Below are 17162 nucleotides of genomic sequence, written 5' to 3' on the forward strand. Positions count from 1 at the left end.
ATCTTCTGCTTTGCGGCATCCCACCGCCCATTCCCCGACGCTGCATCCGCTATCGTGAAAGTCTTCCGCGGTCTGCCCAACGCCGAGAGCCGCGCCCCGTGCGCGCTGACGATCGGCAACTTCGACGGTGTCCATCGCGGCCACCAGGCCCTGCTCGCGCGCGTGCGCGCGGCGGCGGACGCGCGCGGCCTGCCCGTGTGCGTGATGACGTTCGAGCCGCACCCGCGCGAATTCTTCAACCCCGCCGGCGCGCCGCCGCGCATCGCGATGCTGCGCGACAAGCTCGAGGCGCTGCGCGATCACGGTGTCGACCGCGTCGTCGTCGAGCACTTCAATCACACGTTCGCGAGCCAGTCGCCGCAGGCGTTCGTCGAACGCACGCTGGTGAACGGGCTGCACACGCGCTGGATGATGGTCGGCGACGATTTCTGCTACGGCGCGAAGCGCGCGGGCACCTTCGACACGCTGAAGGCGGCCGGCGAACAGTACGGCTTCGAGGTCGAGCAGATGGGTACGGTCGCGGGCAGCGACGGCACGCGCATCTCCAGCTCGGGCGTGCGCGCCGCGCTCGCCGCGGGCGATCTCGACGCGGCCGCGCAGGCGCTCGGCCACGGCTATGCGATCAGCGGCCACGTCGCGCACGGGCTGAAGCTCGGCCGCGACCTCGGCTTCCCGACGCTGAACCTGCCGATCGCGCACAAGCGTCCGGCGCTCGCGGGCATCTTCGTCGTGCAGGTGCACGGCCTCGGCCCCACCCCGCTGCCGGGCGTCGCGAGCCTCGGGCTGCGCCCGACCGTCGACGATTCCGGCCGCGTGCTGCTCGAGGTCCACCTGCTCGACTGGCACGGCGACGCGTACGGCAAGCTCATCCGCGTCGAATTCCTGAAAAAGCTGCGCGACGAGGCGAAATTCGACGATCTCGAGGCGCTGTCGCGCGCGATCGCGCTGGACGTCGCGAATGCACGCGCGTACTTCATCGAGCGCGACCGTGCGCCGGGCAGCCGCGCCACGGGCTTCTCGACGTCGGCCACCGACCGAATTAGCTGATCCGGACGGCGGCGCCTGGCGCCGCGCCCTCGCGCCGCTCAACCGCGCGCATCCCCGATTCACGACGCTCGCGCGTCTCCCGATTTAGATAGCGATCCCATCATGAGCAACAAGAAAGCCGATTCGAAACCGCAGGCCAAGTATCCGGTCAACCTGCTCGACACGCCGTTCCCGATGCGCGGCGACCTGCCCAAGCGCGAGCCGCAGTGGGTCAAGGAATGGGAAGAACGCGGCCTCTACGAGAAGATCCGCGCGGCCAGCAAGGGCCGGCCGAAGTTCATCCTGCACGACGGCCCGCCGTATGCGAACGGCGACATCCACCTCGGCCACGCCGTCAACAAGATCCTGAAGGACATCGTCGTCAAGTCGCGCAACATGGCCGGCTTCGACGCACCGTACGTGCCCGGCTGGGATTGCCACGGGATGCCGATCGAGATCCAGATCGAGAAGCAGTTCGGCAAGTCGCTGCCGGCGGCCGAAGTGATGAGCAAGGCGCGCGCGTACGCGACCGAGCAGATCGAGAAGCAGAAGGTCGGCTTCAAGCGTCTCGGCGTGCTCGGCGACTGGGCCAACCCGTACAAGACGATGAACTTCGTCAACGAGGCGGAAGAGATCCGCGCGCTCGGCAAGATCATCGAGAAGGGCTACGTGTATCGCGGGCTGAAGCCGGTGAACTGGTGCTTCGACTGCGGCTCGGCGCTCGCGGAAGCGGAAGTCGAGTACAAGGACCGCACCGACCCGACGATCGACGTGATGTTCGCGTTCGCGGAACCGGAAAAGACCGCGCAGGCGTTCGGCCTGCCGGCGCTGCCGCGCGCCGACGGCGGCATCGTGATCTGGACCACCACGCCGTGGACGATCCCCGCGAACCAGGCGCTGAACCTCCATCCGGAAATCGTCTACGCGCTGGTCGACACCGAGCGCGGGCTGCTGATCATCGCGGAAGAACGCGTCGAAGCCTGCATGGCCGACTTCAAGCTGACCGGCCGCGTCGTTGCGACCGCGCCGGGCGTGAAGCTCGCGAACCTGCGCTTCCACCACCCGCTCGCATCGGCCCACCCCGGCTACAAGCGCACCGCGCCCGTCTACCTTGGCGACTACGTGACGACCGACACGGGTACCGGCGTCGTGCACTCGTCGCCGGCATACGGCATCGAGGACTTCCAGTCGTGCAAGGCGCACGGGATGACCGACTCGGACATCATCAACCCGGTGATGGGCGACGGTCGTTACATCGAATCGCTGCCGCTGTTCGGCGGCCTGTCGATCTGGGACGCGAACCCGAAGGTCGTCGACGCGCTGCGCGAGGCCGGCTCGCTGCTGCGCAGCGAGCACTACAAGCACAGCTACATGCACTGCTGGCGTCACAAGACGGCGATCATCTACCGCGCTACGTCGCAGTGGTTCGCCGGCATGGACGTGACGCCGCGCGACGGCGGCAAGACGCTGCGCGAAACCGCACTCGAAGGCATCGACGCCACCGCGTTCTACCCGTCGTGGGGCAAGCAGCGCCTGTTCAGCATGATCGCGAACCGTCCCGACTGGACGCTGTCGCGCCAGCGCCAATGGGGCGTGCCGATGGCGTTCTTCGTGCACAAGGAAACCGGCGAGCTGCACCCGCGCACGCTCGAGCTGCTCGAGGAAGTCGCGAAGCGCGTCGAGCAGTCGGGCATCGAAGCATGGCAAACGCTCGACCCGCGCGAGCTGATCGGCGACGACGCGAACCTCTACGAAAAGAACCGCGACACGCTCGACGTGTGGTTCGACTCGGGCACGACGCACTGGCACGTGCTGCGCGGCTCGCACAAGGATCAGCTGCAGTTCCCGGCCGACCTCTACCTCGAAGGCTCGGACCAGCACCGCGGCTGGTTCCACTCGTCGCTGCTGACCGCGTCGATGATCGACGGCCGTGCGCCGTACAAGGGCCTGCTCACGCACGGCTTCACGGTCGACGGCGAAGGCCGCAAGATGAGCAAGTCGCTCGGCAACGGCATCGATCCGCATGAAGTCGCGAACCGCCTCGGCGCGGAAATCATCCGCCTGTGGATCGCATCGACCGACTATTCGGGCGAGCTCGCGATCTCCGAGGAAATCCTGAAGCGCGTGACCGAAGGCTATCGCCGCATCCGCAACACGCTGCGCTTCCTGCTCGCGAACCTGTCGGACTTCGACTTCGCGCAGCACGCGGTGCCCGTCGAGGACTGGCTCGAGATCGACCGTTATGCGGTCGCGTTCTCGCAGCAACTGCAGACGGAACTGCTCGGCCACTACGAGAAGTACGAATTCCACCCGGTCGTCGCGAAGCTGCAGACGTACTGCTCGGAAGATCTCGGCGGCTTCTACCTCGACGTGCTGAAGGACCGCCTGTACACGAGCGCGGCCGATTCGCGCGCGCGCCGCTCCGCGCAGACCGCGCTGTACCACCTCACGCACGGCCTGCTGCGCGTGCTCGCGCCGTTCCTGTCGTTCACGGCGGAAGAAGCGTGGAAGGTGTTCCAGCCGGCCAGCGACACGATCTTCACGGAAACCTACTACGCGTATCCGGAAGTCGCCGGCTCGGCCGCGCTGATCGAGAAGTGGGCGCTGCTGCGCGACGTGCGCGGCAACGTGACGAAGGCGCTCGAGGAAGCGCGCACCGCGAACCGCATCGGTTCGTCGCTGCAGGCCGAAGTCGCCGTGCATGCGAGCGGCGCACGCTACGACGCGCTCACGAGCCTCGGCGACGATCTCAAGTTCGTGCTGATCACGTCGGCCGCGACGGTCGTCAAGGTCGACGACGAAGCGCAGGAAAGCGTCGACGTCGCAGCGTCGAAGTACCAGAAGTGCGAACGCTGCTGGCACTACCGCGAAGATGTCGGCGCGCACGCCGATCACCCGACGCTGTGCGGCCGCTGCTTCTCCAACCTGTTCGAAAACGGCGAAATCCGGAGCGCTGCTTGAATATGGCGAAAACCCTGTCGAAACCGGCCAGCGGCGCGCTTGCGCCCTGGCTGGGCATTTCGCTGATCGTGATCCTGTTCGACCAGCTGTCGAAGATCGCGATCCTGAAAACGTTCGTGTACGGCGCGCAGCACGCGCTGACGTCGTTCTTCAACCTCGTGCTGGTGTACAACCGCGGCGCCGCGTTCGGCTTCCTGTCGACCGCGAGCGGCTGGCAGCGCTGGGCGTTCACCGCGCTCGGCATCGGCGCGACGCTCGTGATCTGCTTCCTGCTGAAGCGCCACGGCCACCAGCGGCTGTTCAGCGTGTCGCTCGCGCTGATCCTCGGCGGCGCGCTCGGCAACGTGATCGACCGGCTCGTCTACGGCCACGTGATCGACTTCCTCGATTTCCACCTCGGCGCCTGGCACTTCCCGGCGTTCAACCTCGCCGATTCCGCGATCACGATCGGCGCGGTGCTGCTGATCTACGACGAACTGCGTCGCGTGCGCGGCTCGCGCTAAGCGCGCATACTCGGCGTCGACGGCCGGCTTCGCGCCGGCCGTTCCGTTCGACCCTTGGAGGCCTGAGTTGGCACAAGCAGAACTCGCAGGAAAACACCTCGTTCTCGGCCTGACGGGCGGCATCGCCTGCTACAAGATCGCCGAGCTCGCGCGGCTGCTCGTGAAGGCAGGCGCGACCGTGCAGGTCGCGATGACCGAAGCCGCTACCCAGTTCATCACGCCCGTCACGATGCAGGCGCTGTCGGGCCGGCCCGTCTATACGAGCCAGTGGGACGCGCGCATCGACAACAACATGGCGCACATCGACCTGTCGCGTGAAGCCGACGCGATCGTGATCGCGCCGGCGTCGACGGATTTCCTCGCGAAGCTCGCGCACGGGTTCGCGGACGACCTGCTGTCGACGCTGTGCGTCGCGCGCGATTGCCCGCTGCTCGTCGTCCCCGCGATGAACCGCCAGATGTGGCAGAACCCGGCCACGCAACGCAACGCCGCGCAACTGCGCGCGGACGGCGTGTCGGTGCTCGGCCCGGATTCGGGTGCGCAGGCGTGCGGCGAAGTCGGCGACGGCCGCATGCTCGAGCCCGAGGCGATCTATGAAGCGATCGTCGCGCACTTCGCGCCGAAGGTGCTCGCGCACCGGCGCGTGCTGATCACGGCCGGCCCGACGTTCGAACCGCTCGACCCGGTACGCGGCCTCACGAACCGCTCGAGCGGCAAGATGGGCTTCGCGCTCGCGCGCGCCGCGCAGCAGGCCGGCGCCGACGTGCATCTCGTCGCGGGGCCGGTCGCGCTCGACACGCCGTGGGGCGTCTACCGCCAGGACGTGCAGACGGCCCAGCAGATGTACGACGCGGTAATGCAGGCCGTGAACGACGCCGACATCTTCATCGCGGTGGCCGCGGTCGCCGACTGGCGCGTCGCCCAGCCTGCCGAGCACAAGATGAAGAAGACGGCCGACCGCAAGATGCCCGCACTCGCATTCGTCGAGAACCCGGACATCCTCGCGTCGGTCGCGGCGCTGCCCGATCCGCCGTACTGCGTCGGGTTCGCGGCCGAAAGCGGCGACCTCGACGTGCACGGCGACGAGAAGCGCAAACGCAAGAACGTGCCGCTGCTCGTCGGCAACCTCGGCCCGCTGACTTTCGGCCGCGACGACAACGAAGTCGTGCTGTTCGAGGCAACCGGCCTCACGCGCCTGCCGCGCGCACCGAAAGACGAACTCGCGCACACGCTCGTCGCGGAAATCGCGAAACGCCTGCCCGACAACCGCCTGATCTGATCTCCCGCGCGGCGGTGCTTGCTGCCGCGCCCTTCCCGACCGATTCGACGACCGCATGAAACTCGACCTGAAGATTCTCGACGCGCGCATGCGCGACTACCTGCCCGCCTATGCGACCACCGGCAGCGCGGGCCTCGACCTGCGCGCATGCCTCGACGCGCCGGTCACGCTGCAGCCGGGCGAAACGACGCTCGTGCCGACCGGCCTCGCGATTCACCTCGCCGATCCGGGCTACGCCGCGCTGATCCTGCCGCGCTCGGGCCTCGGCCACAAGCACGGGATCGTGCTCGGCAACCTCGTCGGCCTGATCGATTCCGACTACCAGGGCCAGTTGATGGTCTCGACGTGGAACCGCGGCCAGACCGAGTTCGTGTTGAATCCGTTCGAGCGGCTCGCGCAACTCGTGATCGTGCCGGTCGTGCAGGCGCAGTTCAACATCGTCGACGACTTCGCGGAAAGCGATCGCGGCGAAGGCGGCTTCGGCAGCACCGGCCGTCACTGAACGGCGCAACGACAAAGGGGCCTCGCGGCCCCTTTTTTCCTGTCCGTCTCCGTCACTCTTCGACGGGTTGCGCGATCCGCGCGGGCGCAAGGTCGCGCTGCCGCGCCTGGGCGACGATCGCGTAGATCACCAGTGCGACCAGCACGCCGAGCAGCACCGCCGACGAACCTACCGTCCCGAGCGCGAGGCCACCCTTCGCAACCGGCTTCGTCAGCAGATCGCCGACCGTCGCACCGAACGGCCGCGTGAGCACGAACGCGGCCCAGAACAGCAGCACGCCCGAGATCCGCGTGAAATAGTGCGCAAGCACGATCGCCGCGAGCAACCCGCCGATCAGCAGCGCGCCGCCGCCGAAACCGAGCCCCGAGCTGTCCGCGAGGAAGTCGCCGAGCGCGGTGCCCAGCGTGTTCGAGAACAGGATCGCGATCCAGTACAGCAGCTCGACCTTGCGCGTGCGGATCAGGTCGACCGACAGCGATTCGCCGCTGAGCCGCCACACGGCGAAGATGGCCAGCAGGATCGCGACCAGGATCGACGAGCCGGCCGCATAACCGAGGCCGAGCGTGCGATCCATGAAATCGGACATCGTCGTGCCGGCCGTGCTCGTCGCGACGATCACGGCCCAGTAGATCGCCGGGCGATAACGCGTCGTCCTGAGCTGCGCGCCCAGCGTCACGAGAAAGAAACCGAACAGCAGGATCGAGCTCACCGCATAACCGACGTTCAGCGTCATCGACAGCAGGTCGCCACCGGTTTCGCCGAGCGTCGTCGCACAGATCTTCATGATCCAGAACGCGAGCGTGATTTCGGGAAGTTTGTTCATTCGCACCCCTTTTTGCAGGAAAGCGGCGAGCCGGCGCATGCCGCGCCCGCCTTGCAGGCAGGATCGAATGTAGTCGTCGCGGGCTTAACGGAACCTTAGCGACCGGAAAAAACGGCGCGGGCGGCCGCGCCGGTACCGTCAACGAGCGTGTTCGTGCCGGTAATGCAGCGCGTACGCGAGCGTGAGCAGCACGACGAACACGACGCCGACCACCATCGTCATTCGGAATTCGCGCGTGAACGCGGTCGTGAACAGGATCGCCGCGACGAGCCCCGCACCGAGCAGGCTGCCGAACGGGTGCCCCCACATCCGGAACGCGAGCGCGGGGCCGCGGTACCGCGAACGGAAGCGCAGGTGCGTGACGAAGATCATCAACCATGTGAACAGCGCGCCGAACATCGCGATCGCCATCATCACCGTGAACGCGGTGTCGGGCGCGAGCGCGACCAGCACGGCCGCGACCGCGACGCCGCTGGTCGAGATCCACAGCGCCGCGCGCGGCACGCCGTTCGTGCCGAGCCGGCCGAACACCGCGGGCGCGAGCCGCGCGCGCGACAGGCTGAACATCATCCGCGTCGTCACGTAAAGCTGGCTGTTCATCGCCGACAGCGCCGCGATCAGCAACACGAAGTTGATCACGCCTGCCGCGTACGGCACGTGGGTCGCGGCCATCACCTTCACGAACGGGCTTTCGTCGGTGCCGGCCTGCGTCCAAGGCACGATCGCGAGCATCAGCGACAGCGTCAGCAGGTAGAACAAGACGAGCCGGAACACGGTCGAGCGGAATGCGCGCGTGACCGCGTGCTGCGGATCGCGCGCCTCGCCGGCCGCGATCGCGACGGCTTCGATGCTCATGTAGCTGAAGATCGCGACGATCACCGCGACCCAGGTGCCCCACGGCCCCTTCGGCATGAAGCCGCCGTGCGCGGTGTAGTTCGCGAACCCGATGCCGGATGCGGCCGGCGCCGACCACACGAGATACGCGCCGAGCACGATGAACACGACGATCGCCGCGATCTTCAGCAGCGAGAATGCGTATTCGACCGTGCCGTACAGCGTGACGCTCGCGAGATTCACGGCGATCAGCAGCGCGGAGAAGCCGATCACCCAGTACCAGCCGGGCACGGCCGGGAACCAGTACTTCATGAACACGGCGATCGCGCTGATCTCGGTGCCGATCGCGAACACCACCGCGAACCAGTACGCATAACGCACCAGGAAGCCGGCGAGGGGGCCGACGTAGTGCTCGGCATACGCGCCGAACGAGCCGGCGGTCGGATGCGCGACCGTCATTTCCGCGAGCGCGCCCATCAGCAGCAACGCGATCAGCGCGCCGATCGCATACGAGACCAGCACGCTCGGGCCGGCGAGCCCGATCGCGAACCCGCTGCCGAGGAACAGGCCCGTGCCGATCGCGCCGCCGATCGCGATCATCGCCATCTGCCCCGACGTCAGCGCATGGCGCAACCCTTGTTCGCGCGCGACGATGTCGTCGAACGTCCGTTGTTGTTGTGTCACTGCCTTGCCACTCCCCTGCACCACCATCGCGCCGCCGGCGCCGGATAAAACGAAACGGCGCGGAGAACTTCCCGCGCCGTTCGCATGAACAACGAATTATCGCTTACTCGACTTCGACCGTCTCTTCGTTCGGCTTGTGCGGCGGATTCGCCAGCTTGTCGAACGACAACTGCACCTTGTCGTTTTCGTCGACATCGACCGTCACGTGCCCGCCGTTCAGCAGCTTGCCGAACAGCAGCTCGTCGGCCAACGCGCGCCGGATCGTGTCCTGGATCAGCCGCTGCATCGGCCGCGCGCCCATCAGCGGGTCGAAGCCGTGCTTCGCGAGATGCTTGCGCAACGCGTCGGTGAAGAGCGCGTCGACCTTCTTCTCGTGCAGCTGTTCCTCGAGCTGGATCAGGAACTTGTCGACCACGCGCATGATGATTTCCTCATCGAGCGAGCGGAAGCTGATGATCGAATCCAGGCGGTTGCGGAACTCCGGCGTGAACAGGCGCTTGATGTCGGTCATCTCGTCGCCCGTCTCGCGGCGCGTCGTGAAGCCGATCGTCGCCTTCTGCATCGACTCGGCACCCGCATTCGTCGTCATGATGATGATGACGTTGCGGAAATCCGCCTTGCGGCCGTTGTTGTCCGTCAGCGTGCCGTGGTCCATCACCTGCAGCAGCACGTTGAAGATGTCCGGATGTGCCTTCTCGATTTCGTCGAGCAGCAGCACGCAGTGCGGCTTCTTCGTGACGGCTTCGGTCAGCAGACCGCCCTGGTCGAACCCGACGTAGCCGGGCGGCGCGCCGATCAGCCGGCTCACCGCATGACGCTCCATGTATTCCGACATGTCGAAGCGGATCAGCTCGATGCCGAGCGTGAACGCGAGCTGGCGCGCCACTTCGGTCTTGCCGACACCCGTCGGGCCGGAGAACAGGAACGCGCCGATCGGCTTGTCCATCTTGCCGAGGCCCGCGCGCGCCATCTTGATCGAGGCCGCAAGCGCGTCGATCGCCGGATCCTGGCCGAACACGACGCTCTTCAGGTCGCGGTCGAGCGTCTGCAGCTTGCTGCGATCGTCCTGCGACACGCTCTGCGGCGGCACGCGCGCGATCTTCGAGATGATTTCCTCGATCTCGCTCTTGCCGATCGTCTTCTTCTGCTTCGACTTCGGCAGGATGCGCTGGGCGGCGCCCGCCTCGTCGATCACGTCGATCGCCTTGTCCGGCAGGTGACGGTCGGTGATGAAGCGCGCCGACAGTTCGGCCGCGGCCGACAGTGCGCCCGACGAATACTTGACGCCGTGATGCTCCTCGAAGCGCGACTTCAGCCCGCGCAGGATCGCGACCGTCTGCTCGACGGTCGGCTCGCTCACGTCGACCTTCTGGAAGCGCCGCGACAGCGCCGCATCCTTCTCGAAGATGCCGCGATACTCGGTGAACGTGGTCGCGCCGATGCACTTGAGCGTGCCCGACGACAGCGCCGGCTTCAGCAGGTTCGACGCGTCGAGCGTGCCGCCCGACGCGGCGCCCGCGCCGATCAGCGTGTGAATTTCGTCGATGAACAGGATCGCGTGCGGACGCTCCTTCAGCTCCTTCAGCACCGTCTTCAGACGTTGCTCGAAATCGCCGCGGTACTTGGTGCCCGCGAGCAGCGCGCCCATGTCGAGCGAGTAGACCTGCGCGTTCGCAAGGATGTCCGGCACTTCGCCGCGCGTGATGCGATAGGCGAGCCCTTCCGCGATCGCGGTCTTGCCGACGCCGGCCTCGCCGACGAGCAGCGGATTGTTCTTGCGGCGACGGCACAGCACCTGGACCACGCGCTCGACCTCGGGCTCGCGACCGATCAGCGGATCGATGCGGCCGTCCTTCGCCATCTGGTTCAGGTTCTGCGTGAATTGCGCGAGCGGCGTTTCCTTCTGCGCGTTCGCGTCTTCGCTTTCCGCGCTCGCGTCGGCCGACTTCGCGGCTTCGCCGCCGTTGGTCTTCGCGATGCCGTGCGAAATGAAGTTCACGACGTCCAGGCGCGTCACGCCCTGCTGCTGCAGGTAGTAGACGGCATGCGAATCCTTCTCGCCGAAGATCGCGACCAGCACGTTCGCGCCGGTGACTTCCTTCTTGCCGTTCGACGTCGACTGGACGTGCATGATCGCGCGCTGGATCACGCGCTGGAAACCGAGCGTCGGCTGGGTATCGACATCGTCGGTACCCGGGACGGTAGGTGTGTTGTCGTGGATGAAATTGCGCAGGTTCTGACGCAAGTCCTCGATGTTGGCCGCGCACGCGCGCAACACCTCGGCCGCCGTCGGATTATCCAGCAGAGCCAGCAGCAAATGCTCGACCGTAATGAACTCATGGCGCGCCTGGCGTGCTTCCATGAACGCCATGTGCAGGCTGACTTCCAATTCCTGGGCAATCATGCTTCCTCCATCACGCACTGCAGCGGATGCCCGGCCTGCCGCGCATGGGTAACGACTTGCTCAACCTTGGTCGACGCGATGTCCCGCGTATAGACCCCACAAACCCCTCGCCCTTCGCGATGGACCTTCAGCATGATCTGCGTGGCCGTCTCGCGATCCTTCTTGAAATACTCCTGGACCACCATCACGACGAATTCCATCGGCGTGAAGTCGTCGTTCAGCAGCACCACCTTGTACATCGAAGGCGGCTTGAGCTTCTGCTGCTTGCGTTCCAGGACGGTGCTGTCCTGCTTGTCCGGGATAATCGCCATACACCCATTCTAAACAACTCGGACAGGCCCGCAATCCTGCCATTACCCGACCGACCGGCCGGCGCCCTCCCCGGAATCCCGGAACACGCGATCTTCTTCGTGCCATACGAAAGCCGGCTGCGGTGCCGGCTTTCACGCGTGGCGCGGAACACGAACCGTCAGGGGGAACCGCACCGGAACGTCGTGTCCGCATCCAGTATCCCACAAGCCGGGACGACTCGAACGCGTGTCACTCGAGCCTGGTATATGAGCCGATTATGCGGCTTTTCAAGTCCTCGCGCTTGGCCGCGTGCTGCCAAGCAAAGCCGGAAAAACCCTGAAAATGGGTTCTTTACAACGTCCCTCTAAACGTCTAAAAATTCCACTTGACACTCCAATAAAGAGCGCCAACAATCAAGCTGGCACTTTTTTCAATTGGCCGGTCGGCAAGTTGAAAGAGGCCGAGGTGAGCTTGTGAGGGGGGAACGGCTGCATTTTCCGGTCGTTTAGCTTTTCGAGCGTGCTCGTGGTAAGTAGCAGCGACTGTGTGACAGGGGAAGTAGGAAATGGCAACTGGTATCGTTAAGTGGTTCAACGACGCGAAGGGCTTCGGTTTCATCACTCCCGATGAGGGCGGTGAGGATCTGTTTGCGCACTTCTCGGCTATCACCATGAATGGCTTCAAGACGCTGAAGGAAGGCCAGAAGGTGAGCTTTGACGTCGTCCAAGGGCCGAAGGGCAAGCAAGCGTCGAACATCCAGGCCGTATAAGGCACCGGATATCAGACGAAGAAACCCGGCGCATTGCGCCGGGTTTCTTTTTTTTCGAGGCCGGCCAATCGATTATCGATTGGCCGGCCTTTTCGTTCAATCCCGATAATTGAACACATATTGTCTTGTCACACACGCAGATCGGATACTCATCCGGCACGTGAAACATAATCGTCACTTCGTTACACGACCTTCAGCGTGCCCATCATGCCGAGATCCTCGTGTTCGAGAATGTGACAATGAAACATGCGCTCTCCGCGCATGTCCTGCGTGACGAGAATCGTCACGGTTTCGCCGCTGCGCACGTTCACGGTATCGCGCCATGCACGGAACGGTTCGCTCGTGCGCGAACCGCCCGATGCCCGCTCGATCACCTGGAACTGCGTGCCGTGCAGGTGGAACGGGTGATCCATGTCGGTGCCGTTGCGGATCGTCCAGCGCTCGACATCGCCAGCGCGGCTCGTCAGCGTCGCACGGTGCGGCGCGTAGGTGTCGCCGTTGATCGTGAAGTGCATGCCCGCCGGGCGGCCGTGTGCGCCCCCCTTCATCATCGCGTCCATATCCATCTCCTCGCCGAACGCGACCTCCTTGTGCGCAACCGGCTCGCCCAGCGGCGGCACCGCACGCAATGTCGTCGGCAGCACGCGCGCGGTGGCCGGCGCAAACGCGACGTCGGCCAGCGGCAGCGCCGGATCGGGCGGCAGGCTGCCGTGCCCGTCATCGTGCGACATCGACATCTTGCGGCGGTCGTATTCGGCCGCCTGCAGCACCGCGCGCGACGCGCGATCGCCGGCACGCACCAGCAGCTCCGCACGTTCGCCCGGCGCGATCAGCAGCGACGTGACGCGGCGCGGCGCGTCGAACAGCCCGCCGTCGGTGCCCGCGTGCTCGAATGCACGGCCGTCGTCGAACGCGACACGCAAGTAGCGCGCGCTGCACGCGTTCCACACGCGCCAGCGCTCGTCGCCCGCGACGTCGATCCGCGGCCGGCGCGCGCCGTTGACCAGCACGAACTGGCCTTCGCGGCCGTTCATCCAGTCCATCATGTCGTTCGGCGCAATCGTGCCGTCACGCGCAAGCTTCAGGTCCGACACGAACAGGTTGCGCTCGGGCCAGCCCGCCAGCGGATCGTCCGCGGCGCGCACGACGAACGGGCCGGCGAGCCCGCGAAATACCTGCTCGGCCGTCATCATGTGCGGATGCGGGTGATACCAGTAGGTACCGGCGCTCCCCTTCGGCAACGTGAAGCGGTACACGCGCGACGCGCCGGGCGCGACGGGATCGGACGGGTTGCCGTCCTGGTCGGGCGGCACCGGCAGGCCGTGCCAGTGGATCGTCGACGGTTGCGGCAGCTTGTTCACGAACTTGATCTCGACCGTGTCGCCCTCGCGCACGTCGATCAGTGGACCCACGACGGGGCCCTGCGTGCCCGCGCCGAACTGCCAGAACGTGGTCGGCCGCGCACCGTGCAGCATCGGGCGCGCAACCGGCTGCGCCACCAGCGTGGCCCGGAACGTGCCGGGCTCGCGGCTTTCGTTCGCGAGCGTACGCAGCGCCGCGAGCGGCGCGCCGGCCGGCAGCGCGTCGGCAGCAGCGAGCGCGGCCGGGGCGGACTTGCCGTGCTGCCCGTGACCCGCCATTCCTGACATGGACGACATGCCGGGCATGTCGTCCATCGAGTCCATGCCGGCCATGCCAGCCATGCCGGCGTGACCGGCATGCTGCGCCCACGCGGCGCGGGCGAACAGCGACGCGGCCGCGACTCCGATGGCGCGCGACAGGAAGGTTCTCCGTATCATCAAATCGTTCCTCGTTATCCATGCTGCGTCGCGCGGCCGCCGCGACACCCGCGCCGCCGGCTGAAGCGCCGATGCGCGACGCCAATCCTGATGCCCGCGTCATCATAACCGCTGGCTCATATCGAGACGCTTCGCCGCCGGACGGGCGGCGATACGCCGCACACTCGACAACGCCGCGCTGGATTCAGCACGCATCGACCGGCATCGTCGATCGGCGATCCGCAGCCCTTCACTCGCTCCCCCAACAGCAGTCGCCGCCCGCCCCATCCAGTCTCCAGGCGGCCGCCCGGCGCCTGCCATTCAGCCGCGCCCCGGCGTCGGCCGCGTCACCGGGTCGCAAACCCGTCAATATTTCACGATGCGGAACAAGTCTCTGCGTTGTAAAAATTCGTGGTGCAGGGCACAAATTTCCCGTTTCGCGATGCCAAAAAACGTTCCGCAATACAAAACGACGAATATAAATATTTGTTTTTGAAAGAGAATTTTTGTTTAGTGGAGCCGTTCAACATGCACCATCCAACCGGGTCGCGGACGTAGACTTTGTCCCATGCACTGACGCTTCGCCACGACGTTCGATACGGAACGCGGCGCAAGCAGCCGGTCGGGCCACAGCCGGTCGAACCGGCAGGCGGCACAACAGAATCGCTTGTGATCAGAAAGGGAGAACGGAAATGAAGGGATTTCGCTTTGGTTCAGCGCTCGGGTCGTTCTACATCCTGCCGGGTAACGGCGGCTGGGAAGCGACGTTCGGCAACGCCCTGCTCGGCGCATTCTCGTGCCCCGAAGTGGCGGCCGACCACATCTCCCGCGGCGACTGCGAGCAACTGTCCGAACTGGACACGGCAACGCTCGAAGTGCCGCACGAAATCGCCGAATGGGAAATCGTTCACGTCTGAATGGCAAGCCTGCAACAAAAAACGCCCCGGGCGACCGGGGCGTTTTTTTCTTGTAACGGGCGGAGGGCAGCCTGGCCCGCCGCGCCGTCACTTGCTTCGACCCGCGCGATCGCGCGGCCTGCGTCAGGCGACCGCGTCGACGATGGCGTTCAGCGTCGCGCTCGGGCGCATCGCCTGGCTCGTCAGGTCGACGTTCGGACGGTAGTAGCCGCCGATGGCCTGCGCCTTGCCCTGCGCGGCAGCCAGTTCTTCCAGAATGCGCGCTTCGTTGTCGGACAACGACTTCGCCACGCCTTCGAACTGCGCCTTCAGCGCCGCGTCCTCGGTCTGCTCGGCCAGCGCCTGCGCCCAGTACAGGCACAGGTAGAAGTGGCTGCCGCGGTTGTCGAGGCCGCCGACCTTGCGCGCCGGCGACTTGTTCTCGTCCAGGAACTTGCCGGTCGCCTGGTCGAGCGTCTTCGCGAGCACGAGCGCCTTCGGGTTCTGGTACGCGTTGCCGAGGTGTTCGAGCGATGCCGCGAGCGCGAGGAATTCGCCGAGCGAATCCCAGCGCAGGAAGCCTTCCTCGACGAACTGCTGCACGTGCTTCGGCGCGGAACCGCCCGCACCCGTTTCGAACATCCCGCCGCCGGCCATCAGCGGCACGATCGACAGCATCTTCGCACTGGTGCCGAGTTCCATGATCGGGAACAGGTCGGTCAGGTAGTCGCGCAGCACGTTGCCGGTGACCGAGATCGTGTCCTTGCCCGCACGGATGCGCTCGAGCGAGAAGCGCGTCGCGTCGACCGGCGTCATCACGCGGATGTCGAGGCCGTTCGTGTCGTGATCCTTCAGGTAACGCTCGACCTTCGCGATGATCTGCGCGTCGTGTGCGCGTGCCGGATCGAGCCAGAACACGGCCGGTGCGCCGGTCGCGCGCGCGCGGTTGACCGCGAGCTTCACCCAGTCCTGCACCGGTGCGTCCTTCGTCTGGCACATGCGCCAGATGTCGCCCGATTCCACCGCATGCTCGAGCAGCACGTTGCCCGCTTCGTCGGTGACGCGCACGACGCCATCCGCCGGAATCTGGAACGTCTTGTCGTGCGAACCGTATTCTTCAGCCGCCTGCGCCATCAGGCCGACGTTCGGCACGCTGCCCATCGTGACCGGATCGAACGCGCCGTGCTGCTTGCAGTCCTCGATCACGGCCTGGTAGACACCGGCGTAGCAACGATCCGGAATCACGGCCTTCGCGTCGTACAGCTGGCCGTCCGGGCCCCACATGCCGCCCGAATCGCGGATCATCGCCGGCATCGATGCGTCGACGATCACGTCGCTCGGCACGTGCAGGTTCGTGATGCCCTTGTCCGAGTTGACCATCGCAAGGCGCGGACGCACCGCGTATTCGGCCTTGATGTCGGCTTCGATCGCTTCGCGCGTGTCGGCCGGCAGGTCCTTCAGGCGCGCGTACAGGTCGCCGATCCCGTTGTTCGGGTTGAAACCGGCCTGCGCCAGCACGTCTGCGTGTTTCGCAAGCGCGTCGCGGTAGAACACCGACACGAAGTGACCGAACAGGATCGGGTCCGAGACCTTCATCATGGTCGCCTTCAGGTGCACCGAGAACAGCACGTCCTGCGCCTTCGCGTCGGCGATCTGCGCTTCGATGAAGCTGCGCAGCGCGTTGCGGCTCATCACCGATGCGTCGATCACTTCACCGGCCTTCACGGCCGTCTTTTCCTTCAGCACCTTCTTCGCGCCGTCGGTCGTCGTGAGTTCGATCTTCACGCTGCCGGCTTCGGCGATCAGCGCCGACTTCTCGCTGCCGTAGAAGTCGCCTTCGCTCATGTGCGCGACGTGCGCCTTCGACGTGGCTTTCCAGGCGCCCATCTTGTGCGGATGCTTGCGTGCGTAGTTCTTGACCGACAGCGGCGCGCGGCGGTCGGAGTTGCCTTCGCGCAGCACCGGGTTCACCGCGCTGCCCTTGATCTTGTCGTAGCGGGCCTTGACCGCCTTCTCTTCGTCCGTCGACGGATCTTCCGGGTAGGCCGGCAGCGCGTAGCCCTGCGCCTGCAGTTCGGCGATCGCGGCCTTGAGCTGCGGCACCGATGCGCTGATGTTCGGCAGCTTGATGATGTTCGCTTCCGGCTTCAGCGTGAGCTGGCCCAGTTCGGCCAGATCGTCGGAACCCTTCTGCTCGGGCGGCAGGATGTCTGCGAATGCCGCGACGATGCGGCCGGCGAGCGAGATGTCGCGCGTTTCGACGGCGACGCCGGACGAACGCGTGAAGGCCTTGACGATCGGCAGCAGCGAATAGGTCGCGAGCGCGGGCGCTTCGTCAGTGAGGGTGTAGATGATCTTGGGCGAAGTGGACATGGTCGATGCGTTGCTACGTGAAAATTTGGACTGAGGAGC

At 65.8% G+C, this 17162-nt stretch carries 13 protein-coding genes; 7 read left to right on the forward strand and 6 right to left on the reverse strand.

Features of this window, described 5'->3' with window-relative positions; all coding sequences use genetic code 11:
• Positions 1-54 precede the first annotated feature (54 nt).
• The 5 genes from DPV79_RS12070 (at position 55) to dut (ending at position 6271) form a co-directional block, all read left to right on the forward strand.
• A complete protein-coding gene (locus DPV79_RS12070) occupies positions 55-1047 on the forward strand; it encodes a bifunctional riboflavin kinase/FAD synthetase (RefSeq protein WP_021160745.1) in 993 nt (330 codons plus the stop codon).
• A gap of 102 nt (positions 1048-1149) precedes the next feature.
• Entirely contained in the window at positions 1150-3987 is a 2838-nt protein-coding gene (gene ileS / locus DPV79_RS12075) for an isoleucine--tRNA ligase (RefSeq protein WP_060325268.1), read from the forward strand.
• A 2-nt stretch (positions 3988-3989) separates the two neighbouring features.
• Positions 3990-4490 carry a signal peptidase II gene (gene lspA, locus DPV79_RS12080; RefSeq protein WP_021160743.1) on the forward strand — a complete coding sequence of 167 codons (501 nt, stop codon included), beginning with the start codon at positions 3990-3992 and terminating at the stop codon, positions 4488-4490.
• 67 nt (positions 4491-4557) lie between these two features.
• Positions 4558-5769: a bifunctional phosphopantothenoylcysteine decarboxylase/phosphopantothenate--cysteine ligase CoaBC gene (gene coaBC, locus DPV79_RS12085; RefSeq protein ID WP_059484688.1), complete on the forward strand. Its 1212-nt coding sequence runs from the start codon at positions 4558-4560 to the stop codon at positions 5767-5769.
• Between the two features lie 55 nt (positions 5770-5824).
• A complete protein-coding gene (gene dut, locus DPV79_RS12090) occupies positions 5825-6271 on the forward strand; it encodes a dUTP diphosphatase (RefSeq protein WP_021160741.1) in 447 nt (148 codons plus the stop codon).
• A 52-nt stretch (positions 6272-6323) separates the two neighbouring features.
• On the opposite strand, the gene DPV79_RS12095 is transcribed toward dut, so the two are convergent.
• From DPV79_RS12095 to clpS, 4 genes are all read right to left on the reverse strand, one after another.
• A complete protein-coding gene (locus DPV79_RS12095; protein WP_042975795.1) occupies positions 6324-7094 on the reverse strand; it encodes a COG4705 family protein in 771 nt (256 codons plus the stop codon).
• A gap of 138 nt (positions 7095-7232) precedes the next feature.
• Positions 7233-8612 carry an amino acid permease gene (locus tag DPV79_RS12100; protein ID WP_059590601.1) on the reverse strand — a complete coding sequence of 460 codons (1380 nt, stop codon included), beginning with the start codon at positions 8610-8612 and terminating at the stop codon, positions 7233-7235.
• A 103-nt stretch (positions 8613-8715) separates the two neighbouring features.
• Complete coding sequence (clpA, locus tag DPV79_RS12105; protein ID WP_113045524.1) at positions 8716-11016, reverse strand: ATP-dependent Clp protease ATP-binding subunit ClpA; 2301 nt, start codon at positions 11014-11016, stop codon at positions 8716-8718.
• Positions 11013-11327, reverse strand: a complete 315-nt coding sequence (gene clpS, locus DPV79_RS12110; RefSeq protein ID WP_006398529.1) for an ATP-dependent Clp protease adapter ClpS — start codon at positions 11325-11327, stop codon at positions 11013-11015. Before clpS ends, clpA begins: the two co-directional genes overlap by 4 nt.
• A gap of 545 nt (positions 11328-11872) precedes the next feature.
• On the opposite strand from clpS, the gene DPV79_RS12120 reads away from it, so the two are divergent.
• Positions 11873-12076, forward strand: a complete 204-nt coding sequence (locus DPV79_RS12120; protein ID WP_006488945.1) for a cold-shock protein — start codon at positions 11873-11875, stop codon at positions 12074-12076.
• A gap of 182 nt (positions 12077-12258) precedes the next feature.
• Here DPV79_RS12120 and DPV79_RS12125 read toward each other — a convergent pair whose 3' ends face one another.
• Entirely contained in the window at positions 12259-13875 is a 1617-nt protein-coding gene (locus tag DPV79_RS12125) for a multicopper oxidase family protein (protein ID WP_113045525.1), read from the reverse strand.
• A gap of 671 nt (positions 13876-14546) precedes the next feature.
• On the opposite strand from DPV79_RS12125, the gene DPV79_RS12130 reads away from it, so the two are divergent.
• A complete protein-coding gene (locus DPV79_RS12130; protein WP_006490888.1) occupies positions 14547-14771 on the forward strand; it encodes a hypothetical protein in 225 nt (74 codons plus the stop codon).
• 123 nt (positions 14772-14894) lie between these two features.
• Here the strand turns inward: DPV79_RS12130 and DPV79_RS12135 are convergent, their stop codons facing one another.
• The gene (locus tag DPV79_RS12135) at positions 14895-17123 is read right to left on the reverse strand and encodes an NADP-dependent isocitrate dehydrogenase (RefSeq protein WP_059621138.1); all 2229 of its coding nucleotides are present in this window, start codon (positions 17121-17123) and stop codon (positions 14895-14897) included.
• Between the last annotated feature and the right edge of the window lie 39 nt (positions 17124-17162).

It is taken from the genome of Burkholderia reimsis (assembly GCF_003294055.1).
GTDB classification, from domain to species: Bacteria; Pseudomonadota; Gammaproteobacteria; order Burkholderiales; family Burkholderiaceae; genus Burkholderia; species Burkholderia cepacia.